This is a genomic window from Microbacterium sp. ARD31 (assembly GCF_031844425.1).
Map to the genome: position 1 here is coordinate 120616 of NZ_JAUZVE010000001.1, position 17587 is coordinate 138202.

Sequence of the window (17587 nt, forward strand, 5' to 3'; positions counted from 1 at the left end):
GCTCCTCGTCCGTGAAATTCTGTGCGTCAGTGGTGGGTCAGTTGGACTTCGCGGTGATCCACACCGAGATGCCGATCAGCGTGCCGATGCCGAAGATCCAGATGAACAGGCCTTCGGAGACCGGTCCGAGCGAACCGAGCGTGAACCCACCGACGGGTTCGCTCTTCTGCAGGTACATCAGGGACGAGATGATGTCGCGCTTCTCGTCGGGCGTGATGGTCATGTCGTTGAAGACGGGCATGTTCTGCGGGCCCGTGACCATCGCCGCGTAGATGTGCAGCGGGCTGGTCTCGGTGAGCGCGGGAGCGTACTTGCCCTCGGTCAGAGCACCACCGGCGGCGGCGACGTTGTGGCACATCGCGCAGTTGATGCGGAAGAGCTCGGCGCCCTCGGTCAGGTTGCCCTCGCCGTCGAGGATGCGCTCGTCGGGGTAGGTGGGTCCGGGGGCGACGGACTGCACCCAGGCGGCCATCGCCTTGATCTGGTCCTCGGTGAACTGCGGCGACTTCTGCGGTGCCTGCGGACCCTGGTTCTGCAGGGGCATACGGCCGGTCGCGACCTGGAACTCGACGGACAGCTCCCCGACGCCGTAGAGCGAGGGGCCGTCGGGCGTGCCTTCGAGGTTGAGGCCGTGGCAGGTCGCGCAGTTCGCCTGGAACAGCTTCTTGCCGTCCTCGACGGTGAGCGTGGACGTCTCGGTCGACGTCGTCGACGCCATGGCGGCGGACGCACCGGCGTAGATGCCACCCGTGAGCAGCAGGCCGACGCCGATCAGAGCGGCGGCCGCCCACTTGCTGCGACGGCCCGTCTGCCGACGCGGGGTCTTGGATGCCATTGAGGAACTCAGCTCCGCTCTGTGTTACCGGATGAAGTAGATGACGGCGAAGAGGATGATCCACACGACGTCGACGAAGTGCCAGTAGTACGACACGACGATCGCGGAGGTCATCTCCTTGCGGCCGAAGTTCTTGACGGCGAAGGCGCGCCCGATGATGAGCAGGAAGGCGATGAGGCCACCCGTCACGTGCAGGGCGTGGAAGCCGGTCGTCAGGTAGAAGGCCGACGCGTAGGAGTCGGCGCTGATGGGCATGCCCTCGGCGATCAGGGTGGCGTACTCCCACACCTGACCGGACACGAAGACCGCACCCATGATGAAGGTCAGGTAGAACCACTCGACCATGCCCCACTGGCGGAAGTTCCAGAGGGATCCGCGACGGTAGGGCTGGAAGCGCTCGGCCGCGAAGACACCTGCCTGCGCCGTGAACGACGACAGCACCAGGATGAGGGTGTTCACCGCGGCGAACGGGATGTTCAGCAGCTCGGTGCGCGCGGCCCACAGTTCCGGCGAGGTGTTGCGGATCGTGAAGTAGATGGCGAAGAGGCCGGCGAAGAACATGACCTCGCTGCCGAGCCACACGATCGTGCCGACGGCCACCGGGTCCGGTCGTTTCACCGAACGCAGTGCCTGGTTGTATTTCGCGGGAGTGGTCGTCACGCTCCCCATTATGGCCGATGTTGGGGGAGGGTTTCGCATTCCTGAAGGTACTCGTCCCTTTCTCCGGCATCGGATCGCGTGATGCACGGGCCGCGAGTCGGCTGACAGAGTGCTGAGTAGGATCGGGAGGCATGGCGGACATGTACTCCTGGCCCGAAATCCTCACCTCGGTGCTCTCCGGTCAGGACCTCAGCGTGTCCGAGTCGACCTGGGCGATGCGCCAGGTGATGCAGGGTGCGGCGACCCCGTCGCAGCTCGCGGCGTTCCTCGTCGCGCTGCGCGCCAAGGGCGAGACCGTCGACGAGGTCGTCGGCTTCCGCGACGCCATCCTCGAAGCGGCCGTTCCCCTCCCGGTGCCGGCCGGGGTGCTCGACATCGTCGGCACGGGCGGCGATCGTTACGGGACCGTGAACGTCTCGACGACCGCATCGGTGGTCGTGGCGGCCACCGGCATCCCCGTCGTCAAGCACGGCAACCGCGCCGCGAGCTCGAAGTCGGGATCGTCCGACGTGCTGGCGGCCCTCGGCGTCGACTTGACGAGTTCGCCCGAACGGGTCGCCGCGGTGCTCGACGAGGTGGGGATCACGTTCGCGTTCGCGTCCGCGTTCCACCCCGGGTTCCGCCATGCCGGTCCCACGCGCGCCGAGCTCGGCATCCCGACGGTCTTCAACTTCCTCGGACCGCTCTGCAACCCGGCGCGCGCCGAGGCCAACGCGGTGGGGGTCGCGCACCTGGACCGCGTGCCGCTCATCACCGGCGTCTTCCGGACGCGCGGTGCGACGGCGCTCGTCTTCCGCGGCGACGACGGCATGGACGAACTCACCACCACCGGGCACAGCCGGGTGTGGGAGATCAGCCGGGGCGACGTCCGCGAGCACGACCTCGACCCCCGCGACCTCGGGATCCCGCGGGCGGAGATCTCCGACCTCCTCGGGGGCGATGCCCCGCACAACGCCGAGGTGGTCCGTCGCGTGCTGCAGGGCGAGTCCGGTCCGGTGCGCGACATCGTGCTGCTCAACGCCGCCGCCGGGATCGTTTCGTACCGGCTGTTCCGGGATGCGGGTGAGCTCCAACGGCCCTTCGTGGAGCGCCTCGCCGAGGCCCACGCCGAGGCGGCGGCGGCGGTCGATTCAGGTGCGGCCGCAGCCAAGCTCGACGCGTGGGTCGCGGCATCCGGGCGCTGAGGCCGACATGGACCCGATCGAGGCGCTGACGGAGATCGCGGAGCTCCTCGAGCGCGATCGCGCCTCGCGGTACAAGTCGAAGGCGTTCCGCGCCGCCGCGAAGACCCTGGCGGAGTTGAGCGCGGACGAGCGGACCGACCTCCGTGGGATCCGTGCTCGGAAGGGCATCGGCGACTCCACCTTCGCCGTGATCAGCGAGGCGGTCTCGGGCCGCGTCCCCACGTATCTGGCGGATCTCCGGGAGCGCGTGGCGCCGCCACAGGCATCCGCTCTGCGGTCGCAGCTGCGCGGAGACCTGCACGCGCACTCCGAATGGTCGGACGGGCTGACGTCGATCGACCTCATGGTGGAGGCGGCCAGGGCGCTCGGTCACGAGTACCTCGCGCTCACAGACCACTCGCCGCGGCTGCGCGTCGCGCGGGGCCTGTCCGCGGAGCGGCTCCGCGAGCAACTGGCGCTCATCCCGGGGTTCTGCGACGACGACTTCACTCTCCTCAGCGGCATCGAGGTCGACATCCTCGACGACGGCTCGCTCGACCAGGAGGACGGGCTGCTCCGTTCCCTCGACGTCGTCGTCGCGTCGGCGCATTCGACGCTGCGAATGGAGCGCGGTCCTATGACGCGGCGGCTGGTGGCCGCGGCATCCGATCCGCGTGTCGACGTGCTGGGTCACGTGACGGGGCGGCTCGTCTCGGGATCACGCGGCACGCGTCCGCCGTCCGTGTTCGACGCGCGGGCGGTCTTCGAGGCCTGCGCCGCGCACGGCACCGCCGTGGAGATCAACTCCCGGCCGGAGCGCGAGGACCCGCCGGACGATCTGCTCGCTCTCGCGATCGAGGTGGGATGCCTGTTCTCGATCGACTCGGATGCGCACGCGCCCGGTCAGCTGTCGCTGCTCGATCACGGCGCGGTCCGCGCCGAACGCGCCGGTGTGCCCCCGGAGCGCATCATCACGACGTGGCCGCTGGCGCGGCTGCGGGAGTGGAAGGCGTCGCGCTGAGTCAGGCCCGCGCGGACAGCGCCGCTGCGGCGCGCGTGGCGGAGGATCCGAGCGACCACGCTTCCGCGAGCTGTGCGACGGCCGCCTCGTCGGGCGCCGTGATCCGGGTGTCGACCGCGGGGAGGTCGAGGGTGCGGACGACCTCGACGACGCGGGGTGCGACATCGAGGTAGTCGGCCGCGGCGAGGATCTTGTTCCGCACGCCGGCGCTCATCCCCTCGCTGGATTCGGCTGCCCGCCGGATGCGGGCGAGGTCGCCGTGGACGGCGAGGAGCGTCGCGGCCGTCTTCTCGCCGACACCCGCGACCCCGGGGAGGCCGTCGGACGCATCGCCGCGCATCGCGGCGAAGTCCGCGTACTGCGTCGGGAGGATGCCGTACTTGCTGACGATGACGGCATCCGTCAGTTCTTCGAGCTTGCTCATGCCGCGCCCGGTGTAGACGACACGGACGCCGCGGGCGTCGTCGACGAGTTGGAAGAGGTCGCGGTCGCCCGTGACGACGTCGACGGGGATGTCACTGGTCGAGGCGAGCGTGCCGATGACGTCGTCGGCCTCGTGCTCGGGTGCGCCGATGATCGGGATGCCGAGGGTGTCGAGTGCCTCACGGATCACGGGCACCTGGATCTCGAGGGGATCGGGGACCTCCTCGACGTCCGGCGCGGACTGCACCTCCTGCGCGACGCGGTGAGCCTTGTACGACGGGATCAGGTCGACACGCCACTGCGGACGCCAGTCGTCGTCCCAGCAGGCGACGAGGTGCGTCGGCTCGTAGGTGATGACGAGCTTGGCGATCATGTCGAGGAATCCGCGCGCGGCGTTGACGGGGCGACCATCGGGCGCCTTCACCGTGTCGGGCACGCCGTAGAAGGCGCGGAAGTAGAGGCTGGCGGAGTCGAGCAGCATGAGGCGTCCGGTCACGCGCTCATCCTCGCATTCAGCAGCCGGGACCGCCGGGGTCTTCGTCGCAGGTCTGCTCGACGAGGGCCGTGTCGACGTCCACGACGCGGATGACGGTCGCGGGGGTGTCGGTCTCGAGGATCCCGGGGACGGCGAACCAGCCTCCGCCGGCGTCGGCTTCGGCGACGTAGCGGATCGTCGCGCGGGCCTCGTACTCGCCGGGCTCGGCGTAGCTGTGGCTGGTGTCGGTGGCGGAGAACTGCGGGACGTCGAGGTCCTGCCAGGACGTTCCGGGGGTCGTCGTCTCGCGGGTGGCGCCGTCGCCGTAGTCGAAGAGGAAGGACACCGGTGTGAATCGGACGGTCACGGGGACGTCGAAGATCTCACCGTCGACCGTGTGCTCCGTGGCGCCGACGACGAAGTTCGTGGGCATGCCGACCACCCCGAACCCGTGGGGCTCGCCGACGACCCGCGGGGGTGCCGGCGCGAACTGCGCCACGTCGTCGATCGTGGCGGTCGTCGGGTCGGGTGCGGCGGGGGCTGGCGCCGGGTCGGCGGGCTCCTGATCGGCCTGTTCGGCCCCGGGCAGCGGCGCACCGCCGGGGGCCGTGATCGGGGCGGTGCAGGCGAGGTCGAAGGCGCAGTCCGCCAGCCACTGATCGCGTGTGCGGCCGCCGGGGTAGTACGCGTTCGGGTCGCGCGGCGGGGGCGGGGCGAGGATCGGGGCGCTGCCCCCGCCGTCGTTGTTGTTGGTGTTGCGCGAGGGGGCGCGGGGGGTTGTGGTTTCCGTGCGGGTGGCTTGGATCGTGACGGAGGAGCCGTTGTTTGTCGAGTCGCAGACCCAGGCCGTGCCATCAGCGCAAGCGTCGGTGCCACTGGCCGCGCTTGCGAAGGTTAGTGCGATCGCCGTTGCGTGCATTATCTCGGCTAGCACGCTGGGCCGTCCGACCGGGCGCTGAACTTAGTGATGACTGCTTTCGTCGACTTTCTTGGGTCGCTGTCAGCCAGGACGGTCAGGCTCTGAACCTCTGGCCGGTCGTTGACCACAGATTCTCCGTTTGCATCGAGAACGCGAACGTCAGACACATCCACACAGACCGCGAGCGAGACTTGCTCGTTGGCGTACTCCGCTGTCTGCACGAGGGTCGGGCGGCTGTCGCCCTCAACCCGCCAACCGTCTGCGTGCATCTGCGAAAAGGACCTGCGTGCCGCGTCGGCTGCCTCACCCTCCAGGAGCGCGTAAACCGGCTCGAAGGTCGCGGGGTCGCTGAGGTCCACCTGGTTCAGGGCGTCGACGTACGCGCGGTAGGTCGCTTCGGCGGCGGCGAACGCCTCTTCTTCCGACGCGAACCCGGTCGGCGTGGGGGAGGGCGTCGGGGCGGAGGCCGGAGCGCACGCGGTGAGAGCGGCGGCGAGCGCGGTCGCCGCGAGCAGCGCTGCAGAACGTCGAGCGGTCATGCGACCACGGTAGTGACCGTGCGCGCTCACCCGGTCGGTTCTCCACAGCGCGTAGGCTCGCTGGCGTCATCCACCGGGTGGGGAGGGGATCATGTCGTTCGGAGCCGCGGCATCCGCTCATCGAGGGCGTCGACCCGCGCCGGACTCGCTCTGCCCCTGCGGCCGACGCGCGTTCGGATCGTGCTGCGGGCCCGTCCTCGCCGGCGTTCCCGCCGAGACGCCCGAGGACCTCATGCGGTCGCGGTACACCGCGTTCGCCCTGGGAGACGCCCGGCATCTGGCCGACACCTGGTTCCCCGCGACACGTCCGGACGAGGTGTCGGTGGATGCCGCGACCACCTGGCTCGGGCTGGAGGTCCTGCGTTCCGAGACGGCCGCCGACGGCCGATCAGGGCGGGTGAGCTTCCGGGCGCGATGGTCCGACGGCGGCACCGGTGATCAGGGCGTCCTCGAGGAGGACAGCCGGTTCGTGCGGCGCGCGGGGCGCTGGTACTACGCGGACGCTCTCTGATACCCTGGAGTGTCACACGCGTGGCCCTTGTGCCGCGCCCGCGTGACATCGCACGAACCAACCACCCTGCCGCGATCGGCTGCCGCACGTCCTCGTGCGGACTGGCTCCGTGGCCCGAACACAACACCATCCAAGGACAACCCCCTACATGACTAACGCAACGACCGCCCCGGCCACCAAGCAGGTCGCCATCAACGACATCGGATCTGCTGAGGACTTCCTGGCCGCGGTCGAGAAGACCCTGAAGTTCTTCAACGACGGAGACCTCATCGAAGGCACCGTCGTGAAGATCGACCGCGACGAGGTCCTCCTCGACGTCGGCTACAAGACCGAGGGCGTCATCCCCTCGCGTGAGCTCTCGATCAAGCACGACGTCGACCCCAACGAGGTCGTCAACGTCGGCGACCAGGTCGAGGCCCTCGTCCTCCAGAAGGAGGACAAGGAAGGCCGCCTGATCCTCTCCAAGAAGCGCGCGCAGTACGAGCGTGCCTGGGGAGACGTCGAGAAGATCAAGGAGAACGACGGTGTCGTCACCGGCTCCGTCATCGAGGTCGTCAAGGGTGGTCTCATCGTCGACATCGGCCTCCGCGGCTTCCTCCCGGCGTCGCTCATCGAGCTGCGTCGCGTTCGCGACCTGACGCCGTACCTCGGCCAGGAGATCGAGGCCAAGATCCTCGAGCTCGACAAGAACCGCAACAACGTCGTCCTCTCGCGCCGCGCCCTGCTCGAGCAGACGCAGTCCGAGTCGCGTTCGAACTTCCTCAACAACCTCCACAAGGGTCAGGTCCGCAAGGGCACCGTCTCGTCGATCGTCAACTTCGGTGCGTTCGTCGACCTCGGTGGCGTCGACGGTCTCGTCCACGTCTCGGAGCTCTCGTGGAAGCACATCGAGCACGCATCCGAGGTCGTCGAGGTCGGCCAGGAGGTCACCGTCGAGATCCTCGAGGTCGACCTCGACCGCGAGCGCGTCTCCCTGTCGCTGAAGGCGACGCAGGAGGACCCGTGGCAGGTCTTCGCCCGCACCCACGCGATCGGTCAGGTCGCGCCGGGCAAGGTCACCAAGCTCGTTCCGTTCGGTGCGTTCGTCCGCGTCGCCGACGGCATCGAGGGCCTCGTGCACATCTCCGAGCTGTCGGGCAAGCACGTCGAGCTCGCCGAGCAGGTCGTCTCCGTCGGTGAGGAGGTCTTCGTCAAGATCATCGACATCGACCTCGAGCGTCGCCGCATCTCGCTGTCGCTGAAGCAGGCCAACGAGTCGGTCGACCCCAACGGCACCGAGTTCGACCCGGCCCTGTACGGCATGGTCACCGAGTACGACGAGAACGGCGAGTACAAGTACCCCGAGGGCTTCGACCCCGAGACCAACCAGTGGAAGGAAGGCTTCGACGAGGCCCGCCTCGCCTGGGAGGCCGAGTACGCCGCTGCTCAGGGTCGCTGGGAGGCTCACAAGGCCGCCGTCGCCAAGGCCCTCGAGGCCGAGGCCGCCGCTCCCGCCGACTCGGGTTCGTCGTCCTTCTCGTCCGAGGTCTCGAGCGGTGCAGGCACCCTCGCCGACGACGAGGCGCTGGCTGCTCTCCGCGAGAAGCTGTCCGGTCGCTGATCGACACCACCACGACCGAGGGGTCGGAGCCATGTGCTCCGGCCCCTCGGCCGTTTCCGGGCGTCTGACGCCGGGGCATCCGGGCCGGTAACGTTCTCCTGTGGCACATGCGGATCAGGACGCGGCTTCCGCCGACCGCGCGCCCGCGCCTCCGCCCGCCCCGGGCGAACGCCCCCACCGGGCGTCGCGCCCGCGCGTGCCGCTGACGGAGCTGCGCGACCGCGTCGTCGCGAACAACCAGATCCTCCTCACCGCGATCGTCGCCGGCATCTTCCTGTCGGGTTTCCCCGGCGGGTGGCTGGCGCAGGCCTCCTCGTTCGCGGCCGGCGTCGTGCTCGTCCTCGTCGCTGCCCTCGCGAGCCTCGCGGTGCCGTGGTCCCGCATAAACCCGTCGTGGGTCGCGATCGTCCCCGTGGTGGACATCGTCGCGATCGGACTGATGCGCATCTCCGACGTCCCGGGGATCGCTCTACTGTGGGCGTTCCCCACGATGTGGCTGTCGAGCCTCGGGCGGATCTGGCTGATCGTGGGCTGCGTCGGATCGATCAGCGCCTACTGGATCGCGCTCGCCCTCGCGCCGTCGTTCGAGTTCACCTGGGGCATCATCGTCCTCCCGGCTGTGGTCATCGCGATCGGTGTCTCCACCTACAACGGCACCCGCCGTTTCCAGGCGCAACGCGCCCTCCTCGACAAGCAGAACGTCCGTCTGGCGGCGGCGCTGCGCCACGCCAGCAGGCAGGAGCAGCTGCTCACCGAGGTGCTGGACACCGTCGACTTCGGCGTCCTCCGCATCGGTACCGACGGCGAGATCACGTTCGTCAACGACGCTCTCGGCAAGTTCCAGCAGCGCATCCCGAGTTTCGGTCGCATCGACGCCGCGCAGACCATCTACGCTGCGGACGGCGAGACCCCGCTCGCACCGCACGAGCGGCCGCTCGCCCGCATCCTCCGAGGCGAGACGTTCAGCGACCTCGTGGTCTGGTTCCCCGTCTCCGAGTCCCGACGGGCCGCGATCAGCCTGACCGCGCGGCGGATGAAGGATGCCGACGGCCGCCCTGCCGGCATCGTGCTCGTTGCGCGCGACGTGAGCGAGGAGCGCACCGCCCTCAAGGCGCGCGACAGTCTGGTCGCGTCGGTCTCCCACGAACTGCGGACGCCGCTGACCTCGATCATCGGGTACCTCGAGCTCGTCCTCGACCAGGACGACCTGCCTCCGGAGATCGCCCGACAGGTCGACGTCGCCTACCGCAACAGCGAGCGCCTCCTCGGGATCGTGTCGGGGATCCTCGCCGCCTCGACGGCGTCGCGGATGTCGGTCGAGGTCACCCTGTCGCCGCAGGAGACCGACCTCTCCGACGTCGTGGGGGCGGCGGCATCCGATCTCGGACCGGTGGCCCGCGACCGGGCGATCCGGATCGACGCGAGCGACCTCGTGCCGACCCCGGCGTTCATCGACGCGGCGCGCATCCGGCAGGTCGCCGACAACCTGCTCAGCAACGCGATCAAGTTCAACCGCGACGGCGGCACGATCACGGTGGGCTCCTCGACCGACGGCCGGCACTCCTGGTTCCTCGTCCGCGACACCGGGATCGGGCTGTCGGCCGAGGACCAGGAGCGGGTCTTCGAGCGGTTCTTCCGGGCGGAGAGCGGTGTGCCGGGAACCGGGCTCGGTCTCGCCATCAGCCGCGAGATCGTGCGCGCGCACGGCGGCGACATCACGGTGACATCGACCCCGGGTCTCGGGACGACGTTCATGGTCCGCCTGCCCGCGACGGCGGAGACGGCGAGCGACGGCGCGCTGCGCTCCGCGGCCGGGGACGGCGAGTGATGACCCTCGATCTCTTCTCGGTGACCGTCATGACGGCGATCGTCGCGCTGACGGCCGCGGGGATCTTCGTCGTCGAGACGCTGCGACGCCGGGACACGGGCGCCGGGCGCCTCTGGGCCGTCGCTTATCTCTGCGGCACCGCCACGACGTTCGCCTACATCTCGTGGGCGTCCGGCATCGGCGGCGCCGTGGCCATCGCGATCGGCAACGCCTCGTTCGCGCTCACGCCGGCCTTCATCTGGCTGGGGAACCGCCGCTTCAACGATCGACCCATCGCGCGGCCCGCCGTCATCGTGGCGGTCCTGACCGTCGCGACGTTCGTCGCGACCGTGGTGCGGGTCCCCGTGAACGGCAGCTGGGGCGGGTGGACGGTCATGGTGGTCACCATCGTCGGCCTCTTCGCGGTCGGAGGCATCGAGGCGCTGCGACGACCCATGGGGCGCGTCGGCAACGCGCGACTGTTCGCCATCGTCCTCCTGGCGGCGGCGGTCTACTACGCCGCACGCCTCGTCGCCTTCGTGTGGAACGGACCGGAGGGCGACTTCTTCACGACCTGGTTCGGATCGGTGTCCGCGAACATCGCGACCGTCGTGCTCACAATGGTCGCCGTCGTCGTGACGTCGATCCTGCGATCGACCAAGAGCGCGACGCATCGCTTCGAGTGGCTGAGCGAGAACGGGGTGGCCGCCGACGGGGTGATGCTCTCGGGAACCTACCGCGACGCCCTCCGCGACGTCGCCGAGCGGGCGAGCTGGCGACAGGATCTGCTGAGCGTCGTCGTCGTGGGGGTCGACGGGATGGAGGAGATGGCGGCGGCCTTCGGAACGGATGCCACGGACGAGCTCGCGGCGCAATGGCGGCGGTCCGTGCGTCGACACGCCCCGGCATCCGCCTTCGTGGGGGAGGACGGCGACGCGACGATGTCGGTCTGCGTCGTCTCCGGGACGGCCGCCGAGGCGCGTCGCCAGGCCGCGGCCATCTACCGGGGCTGCATCGACGACCTCGCCGGCAATCCCACGGGGCTGCTCCCGATCGTCGGCGTCGGTGTCGCGCTGACGGAGACGGTCGGATACGACCCCGAGGTCCTGCTGAACGCCGCGCGTGCCGCGGCGCAGCGCGCGTCGCGCAGCCTCGAGGCATCCGTTCTCTTCGGCGGGATCGAGGACGGCGGCACCGCTCGGGCGTGACGGCGCCGTGGCATCCTCGGAGGGTGACACTCATCGCATTGACCGGCGGCATCGCGTCGGGGAAGTCCACGATCGCGCGTCGACTCGCCGAGCACGGGGCGGTGATCGTCGATGCGGACGCGATCGTCCGCGAGGTGCAGCAGCCGGGGTCGCCGGTGCTCGCGGAGATCGCCGCGGCGTTCGGCAACGACGTCCTGACGGGCACCGGCGAGCTCGACCGACCGCTTCTCGCCTCACGCGTCTTCGGTGACGAGGATGCCGTGCGCCGCCTCAACGCGATCGTCCACCCCGCCGTGCGGGTCGAATCCGCGGCGCGCTTCGAGGCCGCGCAGGCCGCGGATCCGAGCGCGGTCGTCGTCTACGACGTCCCCCTGCTGCTCGAGGCGCGCGCGGAGGACCCCTGGGAGCTCGTCGTGGTGGCTTACGCGCCCGTCGAGCTGCGGCGGGAGCGGCTCGTCTCCCTGCGGGGGATGAGCCCCGCCGATGCGGACGCGCGCATCGCGTCGCAGGTCGACGATGAGCGCCGCCTCGCGATCGCCGACGTCGTCATCGACACGTCGGGGTCGATGGCGCAGACGCTGTCGCAGGTCGACGCCCTCTGGGAGCGCGTCGCCGGCTGACATCCACGCCGACGGCGAACGCCGGAGCCGGTGTCGGAGGCCGCGCCTACGCTGGAATCATGCAGACCACGCGCTCCGTCCGCCCTTTCGAGGTCGTCAGCGAGTACCAGCCCAGCGGCGACCAACCGCAGGCGATCGCCGACCTCGCCGCCCGCATCAACGCGGGTGAGACCGACGTCGTCCTGCTCGGCGCGACGGGTACGGGCAAGTCGGCGACGACGGCCTGGCTGATCGAGCAGGTGCAGCGTCCGACGCTCGTGCTCGCGCACAACAAGACGCTCGCGGCGCAGCTCGCCAACGAGTTCCGCGACCTCATGCCGAATAACGCGGTCGAGTACTTCGTCAGCTATTACGACTACTACCAGCCTGAGGCGTACGTCCCGCAGACGGACACCTTCATCGAGAAGGACTCCTCGATCAACGCCGAGGTGGAGCGGCTGCGCCACTCGACGACCAACTCGCTGCTGAGTCGGCGCGACGTCGTCGTGGTGTCCACGGTGTCGTGCATCTACGGCCTCGGCGCGCCCGAGGAGTACCTCCGCGCGATGGTCGCCCTGCAGGTGGGGGAGCGGTACGACCGCGACGCTCTCATCCGCAAGTTCATCGCGATGCAGTACAACCGCAACGACGTCGACTTCTCGCGCGGCAACTTCCGCGTCCGCGGCGACACGATCGAGATCATCCCGGTGTACGAGGAGTACGCCGTGCGCATCGAGCTCTTCGGCGACGAGATCGAAGCGCTGTACATGCTGCATCCGCTCACCGGCGATGTGGTGCAGAAGCTCGAGAGCGTGCCGATCTTCCCGGCATCCCACTACGTCGCGGGCACCGAGACCGTCCAGCGCGCGATCGGCACCATCGAGCACGAGCTCGAGGAGCGGCTGAAGGAGTTCGAGTCGCAGGGCAAGCTGCTCGAAGCCCAGCGCCTGCGCATGCGCACGACGTTCGATCTCGAGATGCTGCAGCAGCTCGGCTTCTGCTCCGGCATCGAGAACTACTCGCGTCACCTCGACGGACGGATGCCGGGCGAGGCGCCGCACACCCTCCTCGACTTCTTCCCCGACGACTTCCTGCTCGTCATCGACGAGTCCCACGTGACGGTCCCGCAGATCGGTGCGATGTACGAGGGGGATGCCTCCCGCAAGCGCACCCTCGTCGACCACGGGTTCCGGCTGCCGAGCGCGATGGACAACCGGCCGTTGCGCTTCGATGAGTTCAAGCAGCGGATCGGGCAGACCGTGTACCTGTCGGCGACCCCCGGGCGGTACGAGATGGGAATCGCCGACGGCGTCGTCGAGCAGATCATCCGTCCGACGGGTCTCATCGACCCGGAGATCATCGTGAAGCCCTCGAAGGGTCAGATCGACGATCTGCTGGAGGAGATCCGGCTGCGCGTCGAGCGTGACGAGCGCGTCCTCGTCACGACGTTGACCAAGAAGATGGCGGAGGAGTTGACCGACTTCCTCGGTGAGCACGGCGTGCGCGTGCGCTACCTGCACTCCGACGTCGACACGCTGCGTCGCGTCGAGCTGCTGACCGAGCTGCGGCAGGGCGTGTACGACGTCCTCGTGGGCATCAACCTACTGCGTGAGGGCCTCGACCTGCCCGAGGTGTCGCTCGTCGCGATCCTGGATGCCGACAAAGAGGGCTTCCTGCGGTCGGGGACGTCCCTCATCCAGACGATCGGTCGCGCGGCGCGCAACGTATCGGGCCAGGTGCACATGTACGCCGACAAGATCACGGACTCTATGGCGGCCGCCATAGAGGAGACCGAACGTCGACGCGAGAAGCAGATCGCGTACAACCTCGAGAACGGCATCGATCCGCAGCCGCTGCGCAAGAAGATCGCGGACATCACCGATGCGCTCGCCCGTGAGGCGAGCGACACGCGCGACATGATGGACGGTCGCGGCAAGGGCAAGACGAAGTCCGGCAAGGGCAAGAGCCCGACCCCGCAGCTGCGGCGCGAGGGCATCGCCGCCGAAGGTGCGAACCAGCTCGAGGCGACGATCGAGGATCTCACGCGGCAGATGCTGGCGGCTGCCGACGAACTCAAGTTCGAGCTCGCGGGGCGCCTGCGCGACGAGGTGCAGGACCTGAAGAAGGAGCTGCGCGCCATGGAACGTGCCGGGCACGCCTGAGCGTGCTCAGGGGCAGTGCATGAGGGGGCGTTCCCCCGAGCGGTCGAAGGTGTGCGCCGACATCGGCTGACCGCACAGGGGGCACGCGCGCTCGGTCCGGACCGGTTCGGGCTCGGTCTCGTAGGGACCGACCGAAGCTGGGCCCGCGTAACGGATGAGGCGGCTGTTCCACCAGCGGTAGAACCCGCCCGCCGCGCGGATCCGTTCCCGGAGCGGTGGTCGTGACTCCCGTTCTGCGTCCATAATGATTAGTGTACTAACTATTAGGGTGAGGAGGATCGATGGATGAAGACGACATGCTGAAGCTCGAGAGCCAGTTGTGCTTCGCGATCGTGACGGCCGCCCGGAACGTCGTCTCGATCTACCGGCCGGTCCTCGAGCCCCTCGGTCTGACGCACCCGCAGTACCTCGTGATGCTCGCCCTGTGGGAGCGGGCGCCGCAGTCCCTCTCCGAGCTCGCGACCGCCCTCGCGGTCGAGCCCGCCAGCCTGTCGCCGACCATCAAGCGTCTCGAGGCGCAGGGCCGCGTCGTCCGGCGCCGGCGCGCGGCGGACGAACGCATCCTCGACATCGCGTTGACCGACGAGGGAGCGGCCCTGCGCGAGCAGGCGCTGGACGTGCCGAGGCAGATCATGTCGCGCGTCGGACTCGGCGTCGCCGACGTCGAGCGGTTGAGGGACGGTCTGCAACCCTTCGCCGGACGCAGGCCGACCACCGAGGACTGATCGCCGGGAGCGAAGCACGGAGCCCGTGTCGGTGGCCCAACCTAGGATTGACCGGTGCCCATCGTCCCCGTTCCCCACGCCTCCAAACTCAGTGTCCGCGGCGCGCGCGTCCACAACCTGAAGAACGTCGACCTCGAGATCCCGCGGGACTCGCTCGTCGTGTTCACCGGCCTGTCCGGGTCGGGGAAGTCGAGCCTCGCGTTCGACACGATCTTCGCCGAGGGTCAGCGCCGGTACATCGAGTCGCTCAGCTCCTACGCACGCCAATTCCTCGGACAGGTCGACCGTCCCGACGTCGACTTCATCGAGGGCCTCAGCCCTGCGGTGTCGATCGATCAGAAGTCGACGAACCGCAACCCGCGCTCGACGGTGGGCACCATCACCGAGATCAACGACTACATGCGTCTGCTGTGGGCGCGCGTCGGCATCCCGCACTGCCCCGAGTGCGGCGAGCGCATCCAGCGGCAGACGGTGCAGCAGATCGCCGACCAGCTCATGGAGCTCCCCGAGCGCACGCGGTACCAGATCGTCGCCCCCGTCGTGTCGCAGAAGAAGGGCGAGTTCGTCGACCTCTTCAAGGAGCTGTCGGCGAAGGGCTACGCCCGCGCGATCGTCGACGGCGAGACGGTCCAGCTCGCCGAGGCGCCGACCCTCAAGAAGAGCTACAAGCACGACATCGCCGTGGTCGTCGACCGTCTGGTGGCGAGCCCCGACATCCTGAGCCGCGTCACCGACTCGGTCGAGACGGCCCTGGGTCTCGCAGGCGGCATCCTGCAGGTCAACTTCGTCGACGAAGAGGGCGACGACGCCTGGCAGAGCTACAGCGAGAAGCTGGCCTGTCCCAACGGGCACGCGCTGACCCTGACCGAGATCGAGCCGCGGACGTTCTCCTTCAACGCGCCGTTCGGCGCCTGCCCGGCCTGCTCGGGTCTGGGTACCCGCATGTCGGTCGACACCGAACTGCTGCTGGGCGACGAGGAGCTCTCCATCGCCGAAGGTGTCATCGTCCCCTGGACGACGCAGGGCAAGGGACTGTTCCAGTACTACGAGCGGCTGCTCGTGGGACTCGCGGACGACCTCGGGTTCTCGCTCGACACGCCCTGGAAGGACCTTCCGGCCGACGTGCAGGACGCGGTGCTGAGCGGCGAGAACTACAAGGTCACCGTCAAGTGGAAGAACCGCTACGGCCGCGAGATGCGGTATGCGTCGGGCTTCGAGGGCGTCATCCCGTACATCGAGCGTCAGTTCACGCAGGCCGAGACCGACACGCAGCGTCAGCGCTGGGCCGAGTTCCTCCGCGAGGTGCCCTGCCCCGTCTGCAACGGCGATCGCCTGAAGCCCGAGGTGCTGTCGGTCCTCGTCCACGGGCACTCGATCGCGGATGCCTCACGGCTCAGCCTCGGCGAGGCGCAGCAGTTCTTCGCGCAGCTCTCGCTGACCGACCGCGAGGCGACCATCGCGGCCGCAGTCCTGCGCGAGATCCGGGCCCGCCTCGACTTCCTCATTCAGGTCGGCCTCAACTACCTCAGCCTCAGCCGTGCGGCGGGCTCGCTCTCGGGCGGCGAGGCGCAGCGCATCCGTCTTGCGACGCAGATCGGCTCGGGGCTCACGGGCGTGCTGTACGTCCTCGACGAGCCCTCCATCGGACTCCACCAGCGCGACAACCGCCGGCTCATCGAGACCCTCGTGCGTCTGAAGAGCCTCGGCAACACGCTGGTCGTCGTCGAGCACGACGAGGAGACCATCCACGCCGCCGACTGGATCGTCGACATCGGTCCGCGCGCGGGCGTCGAGGGGGGCAACGTCGTCCACTCGGGACCGGTCGAGCAGCTCCTGACGGACCAGGAGTCGATCACCGGCGCCTACCTGAGCGGACGACGCGCCATCCGGATGCCGAAGAAGCGTCGGAAGATCGACAGGGGGCGCCAGCTGCGCGTCGTCGGGGCGCGGGAGAACAACCTGCAGAACGTCACCGTCGACTTCCCGCTCGGCGTGCTCACCGCCGTCACCGGCGTGAGCGGTTCCGGTAAGTCGTCGCTCGTGAACGGCATCCTCTACGAAGTCCTCGCGACCAAGCTCAACGGTGCGCGTCGCGTCGCCGGCAAGCACACCCGGGTCACCGGACTCGAGCACCTCGACAAGGTCGTCCACGTCGATCAGGCCCCCATCGGTCGCACGCCCCGGTCGAACCCGGCCACCTACACGGGGGTCTTCGACCGCATCCGCTCGCTGTTCGCCGAGACGACCGAGGCGAAGGCGCGCGGCTACCAGCCGGGTCGCTTCAGCTTCAACGTCAAGGGCGGCCGGTGCGAGGCATGCTCGGGTGACGGCACGATCAAGATCGAGATGAACTTCCTGCCCGACGTGTACGTCGACTGCGAGGTCTGCCACGGCCAGCGCTACAACCGCGACACCCTCGCGGTGCACTACAAGGGCAAGAACATCGCCGAGGTCCTCGACATGCCGATCTCGGAGGCAGCCGACTTCTTCGAGCCGATCCAGGCGATCCACCGGTACCTGAAGACCCTCGTCGACGTGGGGCTCGGCTACGTCCGGCTGGGGCAGTCGGCCACGACGCTCTCCGGCGGTGAGGCGCAGCGCGTGAAGCTCGCCACCGAACTCCAGCGTCGCTCCAACGGGCGCACCATCTACGTGCTCGACGAGCCGACGACGGGTCTGCACTTCGAAGACGTGCAGCGCCTGCTCGAGGTCCTGAACAGCCTCGTCGACAAGGGCAACTCGGTGCTCGTCATCGAGCACAACCTCGACGTGATCAAGTCCGCCGACTGGGTCATCGACCTCGGCCCCGAGGGGGGCTCGGGCGGCGGCACGATCGTGGCGACGGGGACCCCGGAGCAGGTCGCGACCGTACCCGAGAGCCACACCGGGCAGTTCCTCGCCGAGATCCTGGAAGTGGCTCCCGCGCGCAAGGCGGGCTGA

General features: G+C 69.0%; 16 protein-coding genes. 10 read left to right on the forward strand and 6 right to left on the reverse strand.

Translation table 11 applies throughout. From position 1 onward, the window contains the following. Positions 1–37: 37 nt before the first annotated feature. Together Q9S36_RS00575 and Q9S36_RS00580 are read right to left on the reverse strand one after the other, a co-directional pair. Positions 38–835, reverse strand: a complete 798-nt coding sequence (locus Q9S36_RS00575) for a cytochrome c (RefSeq protein ID WP_311283548.1) — start codon at positions 833–835, stop codon at positions 38–40. A 24-nt stretch (positions 836–859) separates the two neighbouring features. Continuing rightward, positions 860–1504, reverse strand: coding sequence for a heme-copper oxidase subunit III (locus tag Q9S36_RS00580; protein ID WP_311283549.1), 645 nt, complete (start codon positions 1502–1504; stop codon positions 860–862). 122 nt (positions 1505–1626) lie between these two features. On the opposite strand from Q9S36_RS00580, the gene trpD reads away from it, so the two are divergent. Then, entirely contained in the window at positions 1627–2679 is a 1053-nt protein-coding gene (gene trpD / locus Q9S36_RS00585; RefSeq protein WP_311283550.1) for an anthranilate phosphoribosyltransferase, read from the forward strand. Between the two features lie 7 nt (positions 2680–2686). Then, a complete protein-coding gene (locus tag Q9S36_RS00590; protein ID WP_311283551.1) occupies positions 2687–3679 on the forward strand; it encodes a PHP domain-containing protein in 993 nt (330 codons plus the stop codon). Position 3680: 1 nt separating this feature from the next. Here Q9S36_RS00590 and Q9S36_RS00595 read toward each other — a convergent pair whose 3' ends face one another. Genes Q9S36_RS00595 through Q9S36_RS00605 form a run of 3 tightly spaced genes read right to left on the reverse strand, consistent with a single transcriptional unit; the run spans position 3681 to position 6035 of the window. After that, positions 3681–4598 carry a 5'-3' exonuclease gene (locus Q9S36_RS00595; RefSeq protein WP_311283552.1) on the reverse strand — a complete coding sequence of 306 codons (918 nt, stop codon included), beginning with the start codon at positions 4596–4598 and terminating at the stop codon, positions 3681–3683. 16 nt (positions 4599–4614) lie between these two features. Further along, positions 4615–5496 (reverse strand): hypothetical protein, encoded by an 882-nt coding sequence (locus tag Q9S36_RS00600; protein ID WP_311283553.1) that lies wholly within the window; start codon positions 5494–5496, stop codon positions 4615–4617. 8 nt (positions 5497–5504) lie between these two features. Then, a complete protein-coding gene (locus Q9S36_RS00605; RefSeq protein ID WP_311283554.1) occupies positions 5505–6035 on the reverse strand; it encodes a hypothetical protein in 531 nt (176 codons plus the stop codon). A gap of 91 nt (positions 6036–6126) precedes the next feature. Between Q9S36_RS00605 and Q9S36_RS00610 the strand changes: the two genes are divergently transcribed. The 6 genes from Q9S36_RS00610 to uvrB all read left to right on the forward strand — a co-directional run bounded on the left by Q9S36_RS00610 (position 6127) and on the right by uvrB (position 13922). Beyond that, positions 6127–6546, forward strand: coding sequence for a YchJ family metal-binding protein (locus tag Q9S36_RS00610; protein WP_311283555.1), 420 nt, complete (start codon positions 6127–6129; stop codon positions 6544–6546). Positions 6547–6694: 148 nt separating this feature from the next. After that, complete coding sequence (gene rpsA, locus Q9S36_RS00615; RefSeq protein WP_064002307.1) at positions 6695–8146, forward strand: 30S ribosomal protein S1; 1452 nt, start codon at positions 6695–6697, stop codon at positions 8144–8146. Positions 8147–8246: 100 nt separating this feature from the next. Further along, the gene (locus tag Q9S36_RS00620) at positions 8247–9974 is read left to right on the forward strand and encodes an ATP-binding protein (protein ID WP_311283556.1); all 1728 of its coding nucleotides are present in this window, start codon (positions 8247–8249) and stop codon (positions 9972–9974) included. Beyond that, positions 9974–11161 carry a diguanylate cyclase gene (locus tag Q9S36_RS00625; protein ID WP_311283557.1) on the forward strand — a complete coding sequence of 396 codons (1188 nt, stop codon included), beginning with the start codon at positions 9974–9976 and terminating at the stop codon, positions 11159–11161. Before Q9S36_RS00620 ends, Q9S36_RS00625 begins: the two co-directional genes overlap by 1 nt. A gap of 23 nt (positions 11162–11184) precedes the next feature. After that, positions 11185–11781, forward strand: coding sequence for a dephospho-CoA kinase (coaE, locus tag Q9S36_RS00630; protein WP_311283558.1), 597 nt, complete (start codon positions 11185–11187; stop codon positions 11779–11781). A gap of 59 nt (positions 11782–11840) precedes the next feature. Beyond that, positions 11841–13922, forward strand: a complete 2082-nt coding sequence (gene uvrB / locus Q9S36_RS00635) for an excinuclease ABC subunit UvrB (protein WP_311283559.1) — start codon at positions 11841–11843, stop codon at positions 13920–13922. Between the two features lie 6 nt (positions 13923–13928). On the opposite strand, the gene Q9S36_RS00640 is transcribed toward uvrB, so the two are convergent. Next, positions 13929–14165 carry a hypothetical protein gene (locus Q9S36_RS00640; protein ID WP_311283560.1) on the reverse strand — a complete coding sequence of 79 codons (237 nt, stop codon included), beginning with the start codon at positions 14163–14165 and terminating at the stop codon, positions 13929–13931. A gap of 38 nt (positions 14166–14203) precedes the next feature. On the opposite strand from Q9S36_RS00640, the gene Q9S36_RS00645 reads away from it, so the two are divergent. Both Q9S36_RS00645 and uvrA read left to right on the forward strand, forming a co-directional pair. Further along, positions 14204–14647, forward strand: coding sequence for a MarR family transcriptional regulator (locus Q9S36_RS00645; protein WP_311283561.1), 444 nt, complete (start codon positions 14204–14206; stop codon positions 14645–14647). 54 nt (positions 14648–14701) lie between these two features. After that, a complete protein-coding gene (gene uvrA, locus Q9S36_RS00650; protein ID WP_311283562.1) occupies positions 14702–17587 on the forward strand; it encodes an excinuclease ABC subunit UvrA in 2886 nt (961 codons plus the stop codon).